The 13958-nt window shown below is 64.7% G+C and carries 12 protein-coding genes; 8 read left to right on the top strand and 4 right to left on the bottom strand.

Annotation, left to right across the window (positions count from 1 at the left end; translation table 11 throughout):
- Positions 1 to 151: 151 nt before the first annotated feature.
- From carA to greA, 3 genes are read left to right on the top strand one after another with little or no spacing between them, the layout of a single operon-like run.
- On the top strand, positions 152 to 1288 hold the full coding sequence (gene carA / locus DVT68_RS01395; protein WP_114823279.1) for a glutamine-hydrolyzing carbamoyl-phosphate synthase small subunit: 1137 nt from the start codon (positions 152 to 154) through the stop codon (positions 1286 to 1288).
- Positions 1281 to 4508 (top strand): carbamoyl-phosphate synthase large subunit, encoded by a 3228-nt coding sequence (gene carB / locus DVT68_RS01390; protein ID WP_114823278.1) that lies wholly within the window; start codon positions 1281 to 1283, stop codon positions 4506 to 4508. Before carA ends, carB begins: the two co-directional genes overlap by 8 nt.
- Positions 4505 to 4984, top strand: a complete 480-nt coding sequence (gene greA / locus DVT68_RS01385) for a transcription elongation factor GreA (protein WP_114823277.1) — start codon at positions 4505 to 4507, stop codon at positions 4982 to 4984. The genes carB and greA overlap by 4 nt, the downstream gene beginning before the upstream one ends.
- A gap of 224 nt (positions 4985 to 5208) precedes the next feature.
- Here greA and ykgO read toward each other — a convergent pair whose 3' ends face one another.
- The 4 genes from ykgO to DVT68_RS01365 form a co-directional block, all read right to left on the bottom strand.
- Positions 5209 to 5334 carry a type B 50S ribosomal protein L36 gene (gene ykgO, locus DVT68_RS01380; RefSeq protein WP_010342887.1) on the bottom strand — a complete coding sequence of 42 codons (126 nt, stop codon included), beginning with the start codon at positions 5332 to 5334 and terminating at the stop codon, positions 5209 to 5211.
- A gap of 126 nt (positions 5335 to 5460) precedes the next feature.
- Positions 5461 to 6357, bottom strand: coding sequence for a LysR family transcriptional regulator (locus DVT68_RS01375; protein ID WP_114823276.1), 897 nt, complete (start codon positions 6355 to 6357; stop codon positions 5461 to 5463).
- A gap of 365 nt (positions 6358 to 6722) precedes the next feature.
- The gene (locus tag DVT68_RS01370; RefSeq protein WP_114823275.1) at positions 6723 to 8741 is read right to left on the bottom strand and encodes an NADPH-dependent 2,4-dienoyl-CoA reductase; all 2019 of its coding nucleotides are present in this window, start codon (positions 8739 to 8741) and stop codon (positions 6723 to 6725) included.
- A 335-nt stretch (positions 8742 to 9076) separates the two neighbouring features.
- Positions 9077 to 9334: an acyl-CoA-binding protein gene (locus tag DVT68_RS01365; protein WP_114823274.1), complete on the bottom strand. Its 258-nt coding sequence runs from the start codon at positions 9332 to 9334 to the stop codon at positions 9077 to 9079.
- A 117-nt stretch (positions 9335 to 9451) separates the two neighbouring features.
- On the opposite strand from DVT68_RS01365, the gene cmk reads away from it, so the two are divergent.
- From cmk to lapB, 5 genes are all read left to right on the top strand, one after another.
- Positions 9452 to 10135 carry a (d)CMP kinase gene (cmk, locus tag DVT68_RS01360; RefSeq protein WP_199535939.1) on the top strand — a complete coding sequence of 228 codons (684 nt, stop codon included), beginning with the start codon at positions 9452 to 9454 and terminating at the stop codon, positions 10133 to 10135.
- 167 nt (positions 10136 to 10302) lie between these two features.
- On the top strand, positions 10303 to 11976 hold the full coding sequence (rpsA, locus tag DVT68_RS01355) for a 30S ribosomal protein S1 (protein ID WP_111983471.1): 1674 nt from the start codon (positions 10303 to 10305) through the stop codon (positions 11974 to 11976).
- A 73-nt stretch (positions 11977 to 12049) separates the two neighbouring features.
- Complete coding sequence (locus tag DVT68_RS01350; protein ID WP_114823273.1) at positions 12050 to 12337, top strand: integration host factor subunit beta; 288 nt, start codon at positions 12050 to 12052, stop codon at positions 12335 to 12337.
- A gap of 172 nt (positions 12338 to 12509) precedes the next feature.
- Positions 12510 to 12779 carry a LapA family protein gene (locus DVT68_RS01345; RefSeq protein ID WP_114823272.1) on the top strand — a complete coding sequence of 90 codons (270 nt, stop codon included), beginning with the start codon at positions 12510 to 12512 and terminating at the stop codon, positions 12777 to 12779.
- Positions 12776 to 13951: a lipopolysaccharide assembly protein LapB gene (gene lapB, locus DVT68_RS01340; protein ID WP_114823271.1), complete on the top strand. Its 1176-nt coding sequence runs from the start codon at positions 12776 to 12778 to the stop codon at positions 13949 to 13951. The genes DVT68_RS01345 and lapB overlap by 4 nt, the downstream gene beginning before the upstream one ends.
- Positions 13952 to 13958 lie beyond the last annotated feature (7 nt).

The following is a 13958-nucleotide window of genomic DNA, read 5'->3' as shown; positions in this document are numbered from 1 at the left end:
TTTGGGGAGCGGATATTCAGCTGTTTCGGGTGGACAGCAAGGGGCCTTGCACCTATCATTGCCACCCGCCCAGAAACGTTCCTCGACCAAGGTCCACAAGCTGCTTTCGCAGCGGCTTGCGGACTTTGCTGCACCTAAAGGCGGCCCTCCCATGCCTATTTCTGCTCTGCTTGCCCTCGAAGACGGCAGCGTATTCCACGGCCACGCCGTGGGTGCGACTGGTGAAACCGTCGGCGAGGTGGTTTTCAACACCGCCATGACCGGCTACCAGGAGATCCTCACCGATCCCTCGTACGCCAAACAGATCGTTACCCTTACTTATCCGCACATCGGCAACACCGGCGTGAACGTCGAGGACGAAGAGTCCGCGTCCGTCCACGCGGCCGGCCTGATCGTGCGCGACGTGCCGCGTCGCCCCAGTAACTGGCGCAGCACCGAAAGCCTGCCCGATTACCTCAAGCGCCACGGCATCGTGGCCATTGCCGGCATCGATACCCGTCGCCTGACGCGCATCCTGCGCGACAAGGGCGCGCTCAACGGCTGCATCGTCGCCGGCGAGTCCATCGACGCCGACGCCGCGCTCGCCAAGGCGCGCGCCTTCCCCGGCCTCAACGGCATGGACCTGGCCAAGGAAGTGAGCGTCGGCGAGTCGTACCAGTGGAAAGAGGGCGTCTACGACCTCGACAACACGCGGTTCAACCAGCCGGCCAAGCGCTTCAAGGTCGTGGCCTATGACTTCGGCGTGAAGTACAACATCCTGCGCCTGCTGGCCGAGCAGGGCTGCGACATCACCGTCGTGCCCGCGCAGACGCGGGCCGCCGACGTGCTGGCGATGAAGCCCGATGGCGTGTTCCTCTCCAACGGCCCCGGCGATCCGGCGGCCTGCGATTACGCGGTCGCTGCGACGCGCGAATTCCTCGACGCGAAGATCCCGCTGTTCGGCATCTGCCTGGGCCACCAGATCATGGGCCTGGCGCTCGGCGCCAAGACGCTGAAGATGAAGTTCGGCCACCACGGCGCGAACCATCCGGTGAAGGATCTGGACGACGGCCGCGTGCTGATCACGTCGCAGAACCACGGCTTCGCGGTGGACCCGGCCACGCTGCCGGCCAACGTGCGCGTCACCCACTCCTCGCTGTTCGATGGCTCGCTGCAGGGCTTCGCGCTCACCGACCGTCCGGCGTTCTGCTTCCAGGGTCATCCGGAAGCGAGCCCGGGGCCGCACGACATCGGCTACCTGTTTGATCGTTTTGCCGCACTGATGCAGGAGGCCCGCACGAATGGCTAAGCGCACCGATATCAAGAGCATCCTCATCATCGGCGCCGGCCCGATCGTCATCGGTCAGGCCTGCGAGTTCGACTACTCCGGCGCCCAGGCCTGCAAGGCGCTGAAGGAAGAGGGTTACCGCGTCATCCTGGTGAACTCCAACCCCGCCACGATCATGACCGATCCGGAGACGGCCGATGCCGTCTACATCGAGCCGATCAACTGGCAGACGGTGGAGCGCATCATCGCCAAGGAGCGCCCGGACGCCGTGCTGCCCACCATGGGCGGTCAGACCGGCCTCAACTGCGCGCTCGACCTCGCCGACCACGGCGTGCTCGAGAAGTACAACGTCGAGCTGATCGGCGCCTCGCGCGAAGCCATCCGCATGGCCGAGGACCGCGAGCTGTTCCGCGTGGCCATGGCCGAGATCGGCCTGGAGTGCCCGAAGGCGGAAGTCGTGCGTACTTTCGAACAGGCGCTCGTCACTCAGGCGAAGGTGGGCTATCCGACCATCATCCGTCCGAGCTTCACGCTCGGCGGTTCCGGCGGCGGCATCGCCTACAACCGCGAAGAGTTCGAAGAAATCGTCAAGCGCGGCCTCGAGCTCTCGCCAGTGGGCGAGGTGCTGGTCGAGGAATCCGTGCTCGGCTGGAAGGAATTCGAGATGGAAGTGGTCCGCGACAAGGCGGACAACTGCATCATCGTGTGCTCGATCGAAAACCTCGATCCGATGGGCGTGCACACTGGCGACTCGATCACCGTCGCGCCGGCGCAGACGCTCACCGACAAGGAATACCAGCGCCTGCGCGATGCCTCCATCGCGGTGCTGCGCAAGATCGGCGTGGACACCGGCGGCTCCAACGTGCAGTTCGGCATCAACGCCGAGAACGGCCGCGTGGTCGTCATCGAGATGAATCCGCGCGTGTCGCGTTCCTCGGCGCTGGCCTCCAAGGCCACCGGCTTCCCGATCGCCAAGATCGCCGCCAAGCTGGCCGTGGGCTACACGCTCGATGAGCTGAAGAACGACATCACCGGTGGCCTGACCCCCGCGTCGTTCGAGCCGACCATCGACTACGTGGTCACCAAGATCCCGCGCTTCGCGTTCGAGAAGTTCCCGTCGGCTGACGCGCGCCTCACCACGCAGATGAAGTCGGTGGGCGAGGTGATGGCGATGGGCCGCACCTTCCACGAGTCGCTGCAGAAGGCGCTGCGTGGCCTGGAAATCGGCAAGACCGGTCTCAACCCCACGGGCCTGGACCTCACTTCCGACGAATGCGTCAACGCGCTCAAGCGCGAGCTGCGCGAGCCGCGTCCGGATCGCGTGTTCCATCTCGCCGATGCCTTCCGCGCTGGCCTGACCCTGGACGAGGTGTACAGCCTCAGCCGCGTCGACCCCTGGTTCCTGGCGGCCTTTGAAGACATCGTGCTGACCGAGAAGGAAGTGCAGGCGCAGGGCGTGACCGCGCTCGATGCAGCGCGCATGCGCGAGCTCAAGCGCATGGGCTTCTCCGATGCGCGCCTGGCCGAACTGCTGGACACCAACGAAGCCGCCATGCGCCACTTGCGTCGTACGCTGGGCGTGCGCCCGGTGTACAAGCGCGTGGACTCCTGCGCGGCCGAGTTCGCCACCACCACGGCCTACATGTACTCGACCTACGAGGAAGAGTGCGAAGCCAACCCGACCGACCGCGAGAAGATCATCGTGCTCGGCGGCGGTCCGAACCGCATTGGCCAGGGCATCGAGTTCGACTACTGCTGCGTGCACGCGGCGCTCGCCCTGCGCGAGGATGGTTTCGAGACCATCATGGTCAACTGCAACCCGGAAACCGTATCGACCGACTACGACACCTCCGATCGCCTGTACTTCGAGCCGCTGACGCTGGAAGACGTGCTGGAGATCATCGATCTCGAGAAGCCCAAGGGCGTGATCGTGCAGTACGGTGGCCAGACGCCGCTGAAGCTGGCCCGTGCGCTTGAAGCTGCCGGCGCGCCGGTAATTGGCACCTCGCCGGATTCGATCGACCTCGCCGAGGACCGCGAGCGCTTCCAGCAGATGATCGAGAAGATCGGCCTGAAGCAGCCGCCGAACCGCACGGCGCGTACGCCCGAAGAGGCGCTGGCGTCGGCGCGAGAGATCGGCTATCCGCTGGTGGTGCGCCCGAGTTACGTGCTCGGTGGCCGTGCGATGGAAATCGTCTACGGCGACGCCGACCTCTCGCGCTACATCCGCGAGGCGGTGCAGGTGTCGAACGATTCGCCGGTGCTGCTGGACCGCTTCCTCGACCACGCGGTCGAGGTGGACGTGGACATCATCGCCGACGCCGAAGGCAACGTGCTGGTCGGCGGCATCATGGAGCATATCGAGGAAGCCGGCGTCCATTCGGGCGACTCCTCCTGCTCGCTGCCGCCGTACTCGCTCACTGCTGAAGTGCAGGATGAGATGCGACGCCAGGTGACGGCGATGGCGAAGGAGCTGAAGGTCATCGGCCTGATGAACACCCAGTTCGCCATCCAGGGCGACACCGTGTTCATCCTCGAAGTGAACCCCCGCGCTTCGCGCACGGTGCCGTTCGTGTCCAAGGCCACCGGCGTGCCGCTGGCCAAGATCGCGGCGCGCGCCATGGCCGGCCGTTCGCTCAAGGCGCAGGGCGCGACCACGGAAGTGATCCCCGAGTACTACTCGGTGAAGGAAGCGATCTTCCCGTTCCTGAAGTTCCAGAACGTGGACCCGATCCTCGGCCCCGAAATGCGCTCCACCGGCGAGGTGATGGGCGTGGGCCGCAGCTTCGGCGCCGCCTTCGCCCGTGGCCACGACGCCGCCGGCATCAAGACGCCGCCGAAGGGCAAGGTGTTCGTGTCGGTGCGTGATGCCGACAAGGATCGCCTGCTGCCGGTCGCGCGCGAAGTGCTGGAAAAGGGTTTCAGCCTGGTCGCCACCGAAGGCACGGCCAAGTACCTGGCCGAGCACGGCGTGACCTGCGAGCGCATCAACAAGGTGATCGAAGGCCGCCCGCACATCGTCGACCTGATCAAGAACGGCGAAATTGTGTACATCGTCAACACGACTGAGGGCAAGCAGGCGATCGCCGACTCGTTCTCGATCCGACGTGAAGCCCTGCAGCAGCGCGTCACGTACTCCACCACGGTGGCGGGCGCCCGTGCGCTGGTGCATTCGCTGGACTACCACGGTGACGGCCAGGTGCACAGCCTGCAGGAACTGCACAAGGAACTGAAGGCATGAGTCGTGCGCCCATTACCAAGGCTGGTTCGGAGCGTCTGCGCAGTGAACTGGAAAGGCTGAAGTCCAGCGACCGGCCGAACATCATCGCGGCCATCGCCGAGGCGCGTGCGCACGGCGATCTCAAGGAGAACGCGGAGTACCACGCCGCGCGCGAACAGCAGAGCTTCATCGAGGGGCGTATCGCCGCCCTGGAGGGGCTGCTGTCCACGGCGGAGGTGATCGACGTGAGCCGCCTCGGCGCGGGCAACCGCGTGGTGTTTGGCGCGACGGTGGATTTGGAAGACGAGGACAGCGGCGAAGCCGTGACTTACCAGATCGTGGGTGACCTTGAAGCCGACATCAAGCTGCGCCTGATTGCCGTGTCCTCGCCGATTGCGCGTGCGCTGATCGGCAAGAGCGAAGGTGACAGCTTCGAGTTCACCGCACCGAACGGCGTGAAGCACTACGAGATCACGGGTGTGCGTTACGTCGCGTAAGCGCATTCCGCTTGATGTATGAAAAGGAAAAGGGCCGCGCAAGCGGCCCTTTTTTCGTTACGCATGTAGGAGCGCACCCAGTGCACGACCGCAGAACATCGCCGTCACGGCGCCGTCAGGTGATCGCGCACTGGGTGCGCTCCTACAAAAAATCCTGTACTTCGCACCCAACAAAAAAGGGCCGCTCGCGCGGCCCTTTTTCGTCGACTCATCGCAGCTAGGAATTAGCGCTGACGAGCCTTGAAACGCGGGTTGCTCTTGCAGATCACGAACACCTTGCCGCGACGACGCACAACCTTGCAGTCACGGTGCCGCGCCTTGGCGGACTTCAAAGAGGAAAGCACCTTCACGGCCAGCTCCTGAAACTAACGAAAGAGAAAAGACAAGACGTCAACTATAAACAGTTTGTTGACTTCGTACAAGTCCTTGGATCGCTTGCGCAAATGCCTGTTCATGCCGCCGTGAGATGCGGAGGATCACTCCGGCTCGGTCATGGCGCTCAGGAAGCGGCGCACCACCGGGTTGGGGTCATCGAGGCGGCTGGCCAGAGCGAGCAGCATGTAGGCGTCGGGGTCCTCCAGCTTCAGGTACTTCACGCCAGGCAGGTTCACGGACCGCATGGATGCCGGAACCAGCGCCAGGCCCATTCCGGCAGCAACCAGCACCAGCAGGCCATTGATCTGCTGGGCGTGCTGGCGGATCAGCGGGTGGAAATTGGCCTTGGCCGCGATCTGGGCCAGGCGGTCGTACAGGGTGGCCGCCAGTTCACGCGGCTGCACCACGAAGGCTTCCATCGCCACTTCGCGCAGCCAGATGCTGTCGCGGTCCGTCAGGGGGTGGTTGGCGGGCAGGGCGAGCAGCAGGGGTTCGCGGTCGATCACGTCCAGACGCAGGTTGCGGGCCATCCCTGGATGCTCCGGCTCGTCGCGCACGAAGCCGACGTCCAACTCGCCCGAGAGGAGGGCGGCGTACTGCTGCTCGGTGTACATCTCGCTGAGAATCAGCCGCACCTGCGGCGCAAAGCTGCGGTAGCGAAGCAGGGTTTGAGGCAGCGCAGGGTGAAAGGTCACCGACACGGTGTAGGCGAGGCGCAGCTTGCCGCTGAACCCGGTGGCGGCGTCTGCCATCTGGGCGCGGGCTTCCTCGGCCTTGTCGAGGATGTGGCGGGCCTGTTCGAGGAACAGCCGTCCCGGCTCGGTCAGGGAGACGTTGCGCTTGTTGCGCTCGAGCAGGCGCACCCCAAGGTCGTTCTCAAGTGCCTGGATCTGCTGGGAAAGCGGTGGCTGAGAGATGTAGAGCCGCTGGGCAGCGCGGGTGAAGCTGAGCTCCTCGGCGACCGTTACAAAGTAACGAAGCTGACGGAAGTCGAACATGGGAGGACTTTAATATGGATTTCGAATAAGTATGGGACAAAATATATATTTGTTTCTATAACCCCCCGGTCATATTATTCCTTCCGTCCCGCCACCGTCCCCTCCCCCCAGGTGGCGGCGACCCTCGCCCCGCTGCGACGCTACCCCCGCGATATCTGGTCTTCCTCCCCCCTGACCCATATCGACGCGTCGCCCAGCGGGGCGCTTTCTTTTCCGCACAACGCCCGGCCCTTGGCCGGGCGTTGTCGTTTCATAACAGCTAATTAGCAGACGTAGTTAACGTAAAAGCGCACCGTGTGTGCGATCGGGCTCAGTGGCGCTGTGTTGCCCGCCCGATCGCGCACAGGGTGCGCTCCTGCAGAGGGTCAGAGCGTCGCAGCCAGGCGCGTGCCCTGATCGATGGCCCGCTTGGCGTCGAGCTCCGCGGCCACGTCGGCGCCGCCAATCACGTGGGTTTTCACGCCGGCGGCGAGCAGCGCGTCGGCGAGGCCGCGATTCGGCTCCTGGCCGGCGCAGATGATCACATTGTCGACCGGCAGCACCTGCGGCTGGCCGTCCACCGTGATGTGCAGGCCACTGTCGTCGAAGCGCTCGTAGGTGACGCCGCCGAGCATGCTCACGCTCTTCGCCTTGAGCGTGGCGCGGTGCACCCAGCCCGTGGTCTTGTTCAGGCGGGCGCCGGGACGCCCCTCACTGCGTTGCAGGAGCCACACCTGCCGCGATGGCGCCTCGGGCTTGGCCGGGGCCAGACCGCCGCGGGCGTTGAGCTGCATGTCCACGCCCCATTCGCGGGTCCAGCGGGTGACGTCCAGACTGGGTGAGGGCTGATGTTCGACCAGGAACTCCGCCACATCGAAGCCGATGCCGCCAGCGCCGATGATCGCCACCTTGGAGCCGACCGGCCTGTTGTGGGCAAGCACGTCCAGATAGCTCAGCACGCGCGGATCGTCGCTGCCAGGGAAGCTCACCGCGCGTGGCGTAATGCCGGTGGCGACCACCACTTCGTCGTAGCCTGCCGTCGCCAACGTTGCCGCGTCCGCGCGCCGGCCGAGTTGCAGGTCGACGCCGGTGTCGTCCAGGCGATGGCGGAAGTAGCGCAGCGTTTCGTGGAACTCTTCCTTGCCCGGAATGCGTTTGGCGTAGTTGAACTGCCCGCCGATCTCCGTTGATTGATCGATCAGGGTCACTGCGTGTCCACGCTCGGCGAGCGTGCTTGCGCAGGCCAGGCCGGCGGGGCCTGCGCCAACCACGGCCAGTCGTTTGCGCGCGGTCGTGGCCACGATCGGCAGTTCGGTTTCATGGCAGGCGCGCGGGTTGAGCAGGCAGCTGGCGCGCCGGTTCTGGAATACGTGATCGAGGCAGGCCTGGTTGCAGGCGATGCAGGTGTTGATGCGCTCGCTGCGGCCCGCCTTGGCCTTGCTTGGCCATTCGGGGTCGGCCAGCAGTGGTCGCGCCATCGACACCATGTCGGCCTCGCCATCGGCGAGGATGCGTTCGGCCACCTCGGGCATGTTGATCCGGTTTGTGGTGATCAGCGGGATCGCCACCTCGCCCTTGAGCTTCCTGGTGACCCACGCGAAACCCGCGCGCGGCACGCTGGTGACGATGGTGGGTACGCGCGCCTCGTGCCAACCGATGCCGGTGTTGATGATGCTGGCGCCGGCCGCCTCTATGGCTTTCGCCAGAGTCACGATCTCCGGCCAATCCTGGCTGTTGTCCACCAGATCGAGCATCGACAGGCGGTAAATGATGATGAAGTTGCGGCCCACCGCCTCGCGCGTGCGGCGCACGATTTCCACCGGGAAACGCGTGCGCTGCTCGGCGCTGCCGCCCCAGGCGTCGGTGCGCTGGTTGGTGCGGGCGGCTAGGAACTGGTTGATCAGGTAGCCCTCCGATCCCATCACCTCGACGCCGTCGTAGCCCGCGTCCTGCGCCAGCTTCGCGCAGCGCACGAAGTCGCGGATCGTGCGCTCGACGCCGCGCGACGACAGCGCGCGTGGGGTAAACGGAGTGATCGGCGACTTCAGCCGGGAAGGCGCCACCGACAGCGGGTGATAGCCATAGCGACCGGCATGCAGGATCTGCATGCACAGCTTGCCGCCCTCCGCTTGTACCGCGTGGGTCAGCTTGCGGTGGCGAGCCACGTGCCAGGGCATGGTCAGCCGGCCACCGAAGGGTTTGAGCCACCCCTCGATGCTGGGCGCGATGCCACCGGTGACCATCAACCCCACGCCGCCGCGGGCGCGCTCTGCGAAATACGCCGCCAACTTGTCGTAGTCGCTGGCCTTGTCCTCCAGGCCCGTATGCATCGAGCCCATCAGGATGCGGTTGGGCAGCGTGGTGTGCCCGAGGTCGAGCGGGGAGAACAGGCGCGGAAAGTTCATACGGTCCGTCGATGAAGTTCAAACGATCGTATGAATGTGCCTGCTGGAGGCGTTTGAAAGCAAGGGGCGGCGGTTAGGAGGGCGTAGCCCGTCTTGATGTCATCCGGGTGAACCCTGGAAAGAGGGCGTGATCCCGTCGCGCGAGAAGTGCCCGAAACGCCCGCCGGGCGACCCCGGAAGGAGGCGGGCGCCGCAAGTCATCGACGACTTTCCTTGCTCGCTACAGGCGAAAGACACTGGATCCCGGCCTTCGCCGGGATGACAAACAGGTAGATTTTGGTTCCGTCCGTGTTCGGGCCATCAAGGCCAGCGAACCTGGGAGGCCGGGAGCAATCTCAGCTCAACAGCTCTTGCACGAGGTCGATGTAGCGGCGCATCGCCTCATCTCCGGAAAGACCGCGAAGCTTTGCCCAGGCCTCGTACTTGGCCGTGCCCACGAAGTCGAAAAAGCCCGGCTGGTCGCCCCGCACGTCGCCTTCCGACCCCTGCTTGTACAAGGCATAAAGCTTGAGCAGGGTGTCGTTGTCCGGCCGGTGCCCAAGTCGCTGGATGTCTTCGGCGGCTTGTTCGAATTCGTGGCGCAGATCGGTCATGGTGTGGACGGGCATGGTTCTGACGGACTTGAGGAAGGGCAACTGGACAACCCGCGTTCCGTGCGAGGACCAACGCGATAGCATATGCGTTTTCTTTCGCCGCCGTCAGGAGTCCCCATGAGTCCCACCGCCACGTCCGCCCCCGTGCTCACCATCGACGGGCCGTCCGGATCGGGCAAGGGCACCATCAGTAGGCGCGTCGCCGAGACGCTGGGCTGGCGGCTGCTCGATTCGGGGGCGCTATACCGGGCGGTGGGTTACGCGGCCGGCGCCGAGGGGTTGGACCTGTCCGACGTCGAGGCAGTGACACGGTGCGCGCAGGAGACCCGGATCCGCTTCCACGCGGCCGTCGATGGCAGCGATACCCGGGTGGTGGTCAACGGTCATGACGCCACCGACGAGTTGCGTACCGAAACAGCCGGTGCGGCGGCGTCCGCCATCGCCTCGATTCCCTCGGTGCGTCAGGCACTTGTCGACATGCAGCTGGCCTTCCGCAAGGCCCCGGGGCTGGTCGCAGACGGCCGTGACATGGGGACGGTGATCTTCCCTGACGCACCGTTCAAGGTATTCCTGACCGCAAGCGCGGCCGAACGTGCGAAAAGACGCTATAAGCAGTTGAAGGAAAAGGGTCTGAGCGTTACACTTGCCACCCTACAGCGCGAGATCGAAGCGCGTGACGCCCGCGATGCCTCGCGGACGGTTGCGCCGCTCAAGCCGGCCGTGGATGCGGTTTTCATCGACACCACCGGTATGGGCATCGAAGACGTCGTGGCGAAAGTATTGGCTGTCGTGCGGTCCTGAAGGGGCTGCCGACGGCTTTTGGTGCCCCTGCCTTGGCGGGGGATATTGGTCAACGGTGCCAAGGGAGCGATCCCACGACACCCATAACCGGTGGGCCGACCGTCCGTGCGCCGTTCATACCAGGTGCGCACAAGGACCTAAGGCCTTTTCTCATTTCTGGAATCAACATGACTGAAAGTTTTGCCGAACTGTTTGAACAGAGCCAACAGGCTATCTCCAAGCTGAAGCCGGGCGCGATCGTCACGGGTATCGTTGTGGAAATCCGCAACGACGTCGTCGTGATCAACGCTGGCCTGAAGAGCGAAGGCATCGTCCCGATCGAGCAGTTCAAGGACGAGGGCGGTGAGCTGGAAGTGCAGGTAGGCGACGAGGTGAAGGTTGCCCTCGACGCCCTGGAAGACGGTTTCGGCGAGACCAAGCTCTCCCGTGAGAAGGCCAAGCGTTCCATGGTGTGGGACGACCTCGAGGCGGCCTTCGACAAGGAAGAGACCATCACCGGCAAGATTTCCGGCAAGGTCAAGGGCGGCTTCACCGTCGACATCAAGGACGTCCGCGCATTCCTGCCGGGCTCGCTGGTCGACGTCCGTCCGGTCCGCGATCCGGTCTACCTGGAAGGCAAGGACCTCGAGTTCAAGATCATCAAGCTCGACCGCAAGCGCAACAACGTTGTGGTCAGCCGCCGCGCCGTCGTCGAGACCGAGTTCTCCGAGGAGCGCGAGAAGCTGCTTGAGCGCCTGACCGAAGGCGCGGTGGTCAAGGGCACGGTCAAGAACCTCACCGACTACGGCGCGTTCGTGGACCTGGGCGGTATCGACGGCCTGCTGCACATCACCGACATGGCGTGGAAGCGCGTGCGTCATCCGTCCGAAGTCGTCAACGTCGGCGACGAGCTGGACGTCCGCGTGCTGAAGTACGACCGCGAGCGCAACCGCGTGTCGCTGGGCCTCAAGCAGCTGGGTGACGATCCGTGGGTCGCCATCGCCCGCCGCTACCCGGTCGGCAGCCGCCTGTTCGGCAAGGTCTCCAACGTCACCGATTACGGCTGCTTCGTCGAGATCGAGCCGGGCGTGGAAGGCCTGGTCCACGTGTCCGAGATGGACTGGACCAACAAGAACGTCAACCCGGCCAAGGTCGTGCAGGTTGGTGACGAGACCGAAGTGATGGTGCTGGACGTGGATGAAGAGCGTCGCCGCATCTCGCTGGGTATCAAGCAGACCCGCTCGAACCCGTGGGAAGCCTTCGCCGCCATGCACAAGAAGGGCGACAAGGTGTCCGGTCAGATCAAGTCGATCACCGACTTCGGCATCTTCATCGGCCTGGACGGCGGTATCGACGGCCTGGTCCACCTGTCCGACATCTCCTGGCAGGCTTCCGGCGAAGACCTCGTGCGCAACTTCAAGAAGGGCGACGAGATCGAGGCCGTGGTGCTGGCCGTGGATCCGGAGCGCGAGCGCATCTCCCTCGGCATCAAGCAGATGGAGCAGGATCCGTTTGGTCAGTTCATGGCCACCAACCCGCGCGGCACCATCGTCAATGGCACCGTGAAGGAAGTGGACGCCAAGGGCGCCGTGATCGACCTGGGCGAGGGCGTCGAGGGTTACCTGCGCGCCAACGACATCGCCAAGGAGCGCATCGACGACGCCACCCAGCACTTGAAGGTGGGCGACAAGGTCGAAGCCAAGTTCACTGGCATGGACCGTAAGGGCCGTCAGCTGCAGCTGTCGATCCGCGCGAAGGACGAAGAAGAACTGCACGACGCCATGGCCGAGTACTCGAACGCCTCCGGCGGCACGACGAAGCTCGGTGCGCTGCTCAAGGAGCAGCTCAACAAGGCTGACTAAGCTGTAGTAGAAGGAAGGGCAGGGCGGCCACGTGGCCGCCCTGCTTGGTTCACGTCACGGACATTGGGGACCCATGACCAAATCCGAATTGATCGAGGCGCTGGCACGGCGTCAGACCCATCTTGCGTTCCAGGATGTGGAGCTGGCCGTCAAGAGCGTGATCGAACAGATGAGCCACGCCCTGTCCAATGGCGAGCGCATCGAGGTCCGCGGTTTCGGCAGCTTCGCGCTGCACTACCGCCCGCCGCGTATGGGCCGCAATCCCAAGACGGGCGAAGCAGTGGCGCTGCCGGGCAAGCATGTCCCGCACTTCAAGCCGGGCAAGGAACTGCGCGAACGCGTCAACCTGCTGGTGGACTGACCTCCCGGTCAGGGATGTCACCACATGATCTTGCGAAGGCAGGCGGCGATGAGCCGTTCCTGCCTTCTTTTTTGCACGTATGAAGGACCCGGGCAGACGGCCGCCACATTTTCTGAACGGAGGGGCCGGCCAGCGCCTGTGACGACCAACGTGTATCGGTTAAAGTCGCCGCATGCGACTGATCGTGACGCTGATCCTTCTCCTTTTCATTGCCGCCGGCATCGCGCTGGGGGCGCTCAATGCTGACTTGGTCGGTTATGACCTGGGATTTGCCCGACTTGAGCTGCCCAAGGGGGCGGCCTTGTTGCTGGCGTTGGTGATTGGTTGGCTACTGGGCGGCTTGACCGCCTGGCTGGGCGTCAGTACGCGCCATCGGCGCCAGCGCCGCCAGGTCGCCGCGGAGGCGCGAGGCAAGGCCAAGACGTCCGCGGCTGGTGCATGAGCGCGCTTCAGTACGTCCTCATCCTGCTGGTACCCGCAGCGTTCGCGAGTGGTTGGTGGACTGCCCGCAAGGCCGGCGTGCGGCGATCGGGCGCCCAGGTCAGCGAGCTGTCCTCCGACTACTTCCGCGGCCTGAACTACCTGCTGAATGAAGAGCAGGACAAGGCCATTGAGGTGTTCCTCAAGCTGGCCGAATACAACCGGGACACGGTGGAAACGCACTTAGCGTTAGGCAACCTGTTTCGTCGGAGGGGTGAGGTGGATCGGGCCATCCGCTTGCATCAGCATCTGGTTTCGCGGCCGGGTCTCTCGGACGCCATGAAGACCGTTGCCCTGCTTGAGCTGGGCGAGGACTACATGCGCGCCGGCCTGCTGGACCGCGCCGAAACGCTGTTCTCCGATCTGGTGGCGATGGATGCGCATGCACCGTCGGCGCTGCGCCACCTGATTGCGATCTACCAGCATGAGCGCGACTGGCACAAGGCGATCGAGCACGCGCGTCGGCTGGAGGCGATGACCGGCGAGGACGAGGCCGGCATGATCGCGCAGTTCTATTGCGAGTTGGCCGAGCAGTCGCGCCAGCATGGCGCCCGCCAGGAAGCGCGCGAATACCTGCGCCAGGCCTTTGCCTGCCAGGCCGATTGCGTACGCGCCTTCATGCTGACCGGCCGCCTGTATGCCGAGGAAGGCCAGCATGCCGAAGCTGCCCGCGCCTACGAGCAAGCCGTGGAAGCAGACATCGCCTTCGTGCCGGAAATCCTGCCGCCGCTGCTCAACAGCTATGCGCGGTCGCAGCAGATGGAGCACGCCGAACACTTCCTTCGCGACATCCTCGATCGCTACCACGGCATCTCGCCGGTGCTGGCGCTGACGCGCCTGTATCAGCAGCGCGACGGTGAGCGCACCGCCATCGAGTTCCTCACTTCGCAGCTGCGCCAGCGCCCCTCGGTGCGCGGCCTGATGGCGCTGATCGACGCCACCATGGACAAGATCGAAGGCGAGGCGCGCGAGAACTTCCTGATCCTTCGCGACCTGACCAAGAAGTTGCTCGAGGGGCAGGCGATGTACCGCTGCAGCCGCTGCGGTTTCGGCGCCAAGGCGCACCACTGGCAATGCCCCAGCTGCAAGAGCTGGAGCACGATTCGCCCGATCCATGGCGTGGCCAACGAATGAGGCACGG

This window comes from Dyella solisilvae (genome assembly GCF_003351225.1).
Taxonomy (GTDB): Bacteria; Pseudomonadota; Gammaproteobacteria; order Xanthomonadales; family Rhodanobacteraceae; genus Dyella; species Dyella solisilvae.
This window is presented reverse-complemented; position numbering and strand designations above follow the sequence as displayed.

Bases quoted from the DNA above. Each gene is read 5' to 3' on its own strand.
- carA (WP_114823279.1), top strand. From the start codon at position 152: ATGCCTATTTCTGCTCTGCTTGCCCTCGAAGACGGCAGCGTATTCCAC.
- carB (WP_114823278.1), top strand. From the start codon at position 1,281: ATGGCTAAGCGCACCGATATCAAGAGCATCCTCATCATCGGCGCCGGC.
- greA (WP_114823277.1), top strand. From the start codon at position 4,505: ATGAGTCGTGCGCCCATTACCAAGGCTGGTTCGGAGCGTCTGCGCAGT.
- DVT68_RS01375 (WP_114823276.1), bottom strand. From the start codon at position 6,357: ATGTTCGACTTCCGTCAGCTTCGTTACTTTGTAACGGTCGCCGAGGAG.
- DVT68_RS01370 (WP_114823275.1), bottom strand. From the start codon at position 8,741: ATGAACTTTCCGCGCCTGTTCTCCCCGCTCGACCTCGGGCACACCACG.
- DVT68_RS01365 (WP_114823274.1), bottom strand. From the start codon at position 9,334: ATGACCGATCTGCGCCACGAATTCGAACAAGCCGCCGAAGACATCCAG.
- cmk (WP_199535939.1), top strand. From the start codon at position 9,452: ATGAGTCCCACCGCCACGTCCGCCCCCGTGCTCACCATCGACGGGCCG.
- rpsA (WP_111983471.1), top strand. From the start codon at position 10,303: ATGACTGAAAGTTTTGCCGAACTGTTTGAACAGAGCCAACAGGCTATC.
- DVT68_RS01350 (WP_114823273.1), top strand. From the start codon at position 12,050: ATGACCAAATCCGAATTGATCGAGGCGCTGGCACGGCGTCAGACCCAT.
- DVT68_RS01345 (WP_114823272.1), top strand. From the start codon at position 12,510: ATGCGACTGATCGTGACGCTGATCCTTCTCCTTTTCATTGCCGCCGGC.
- lapB (WP_114823271.1), top strand. From the start codon at position 12,776: ATGAGCGCGCTTCAGTACGTCCTCATCCTGCTGGTACCCGCAGCGTTC.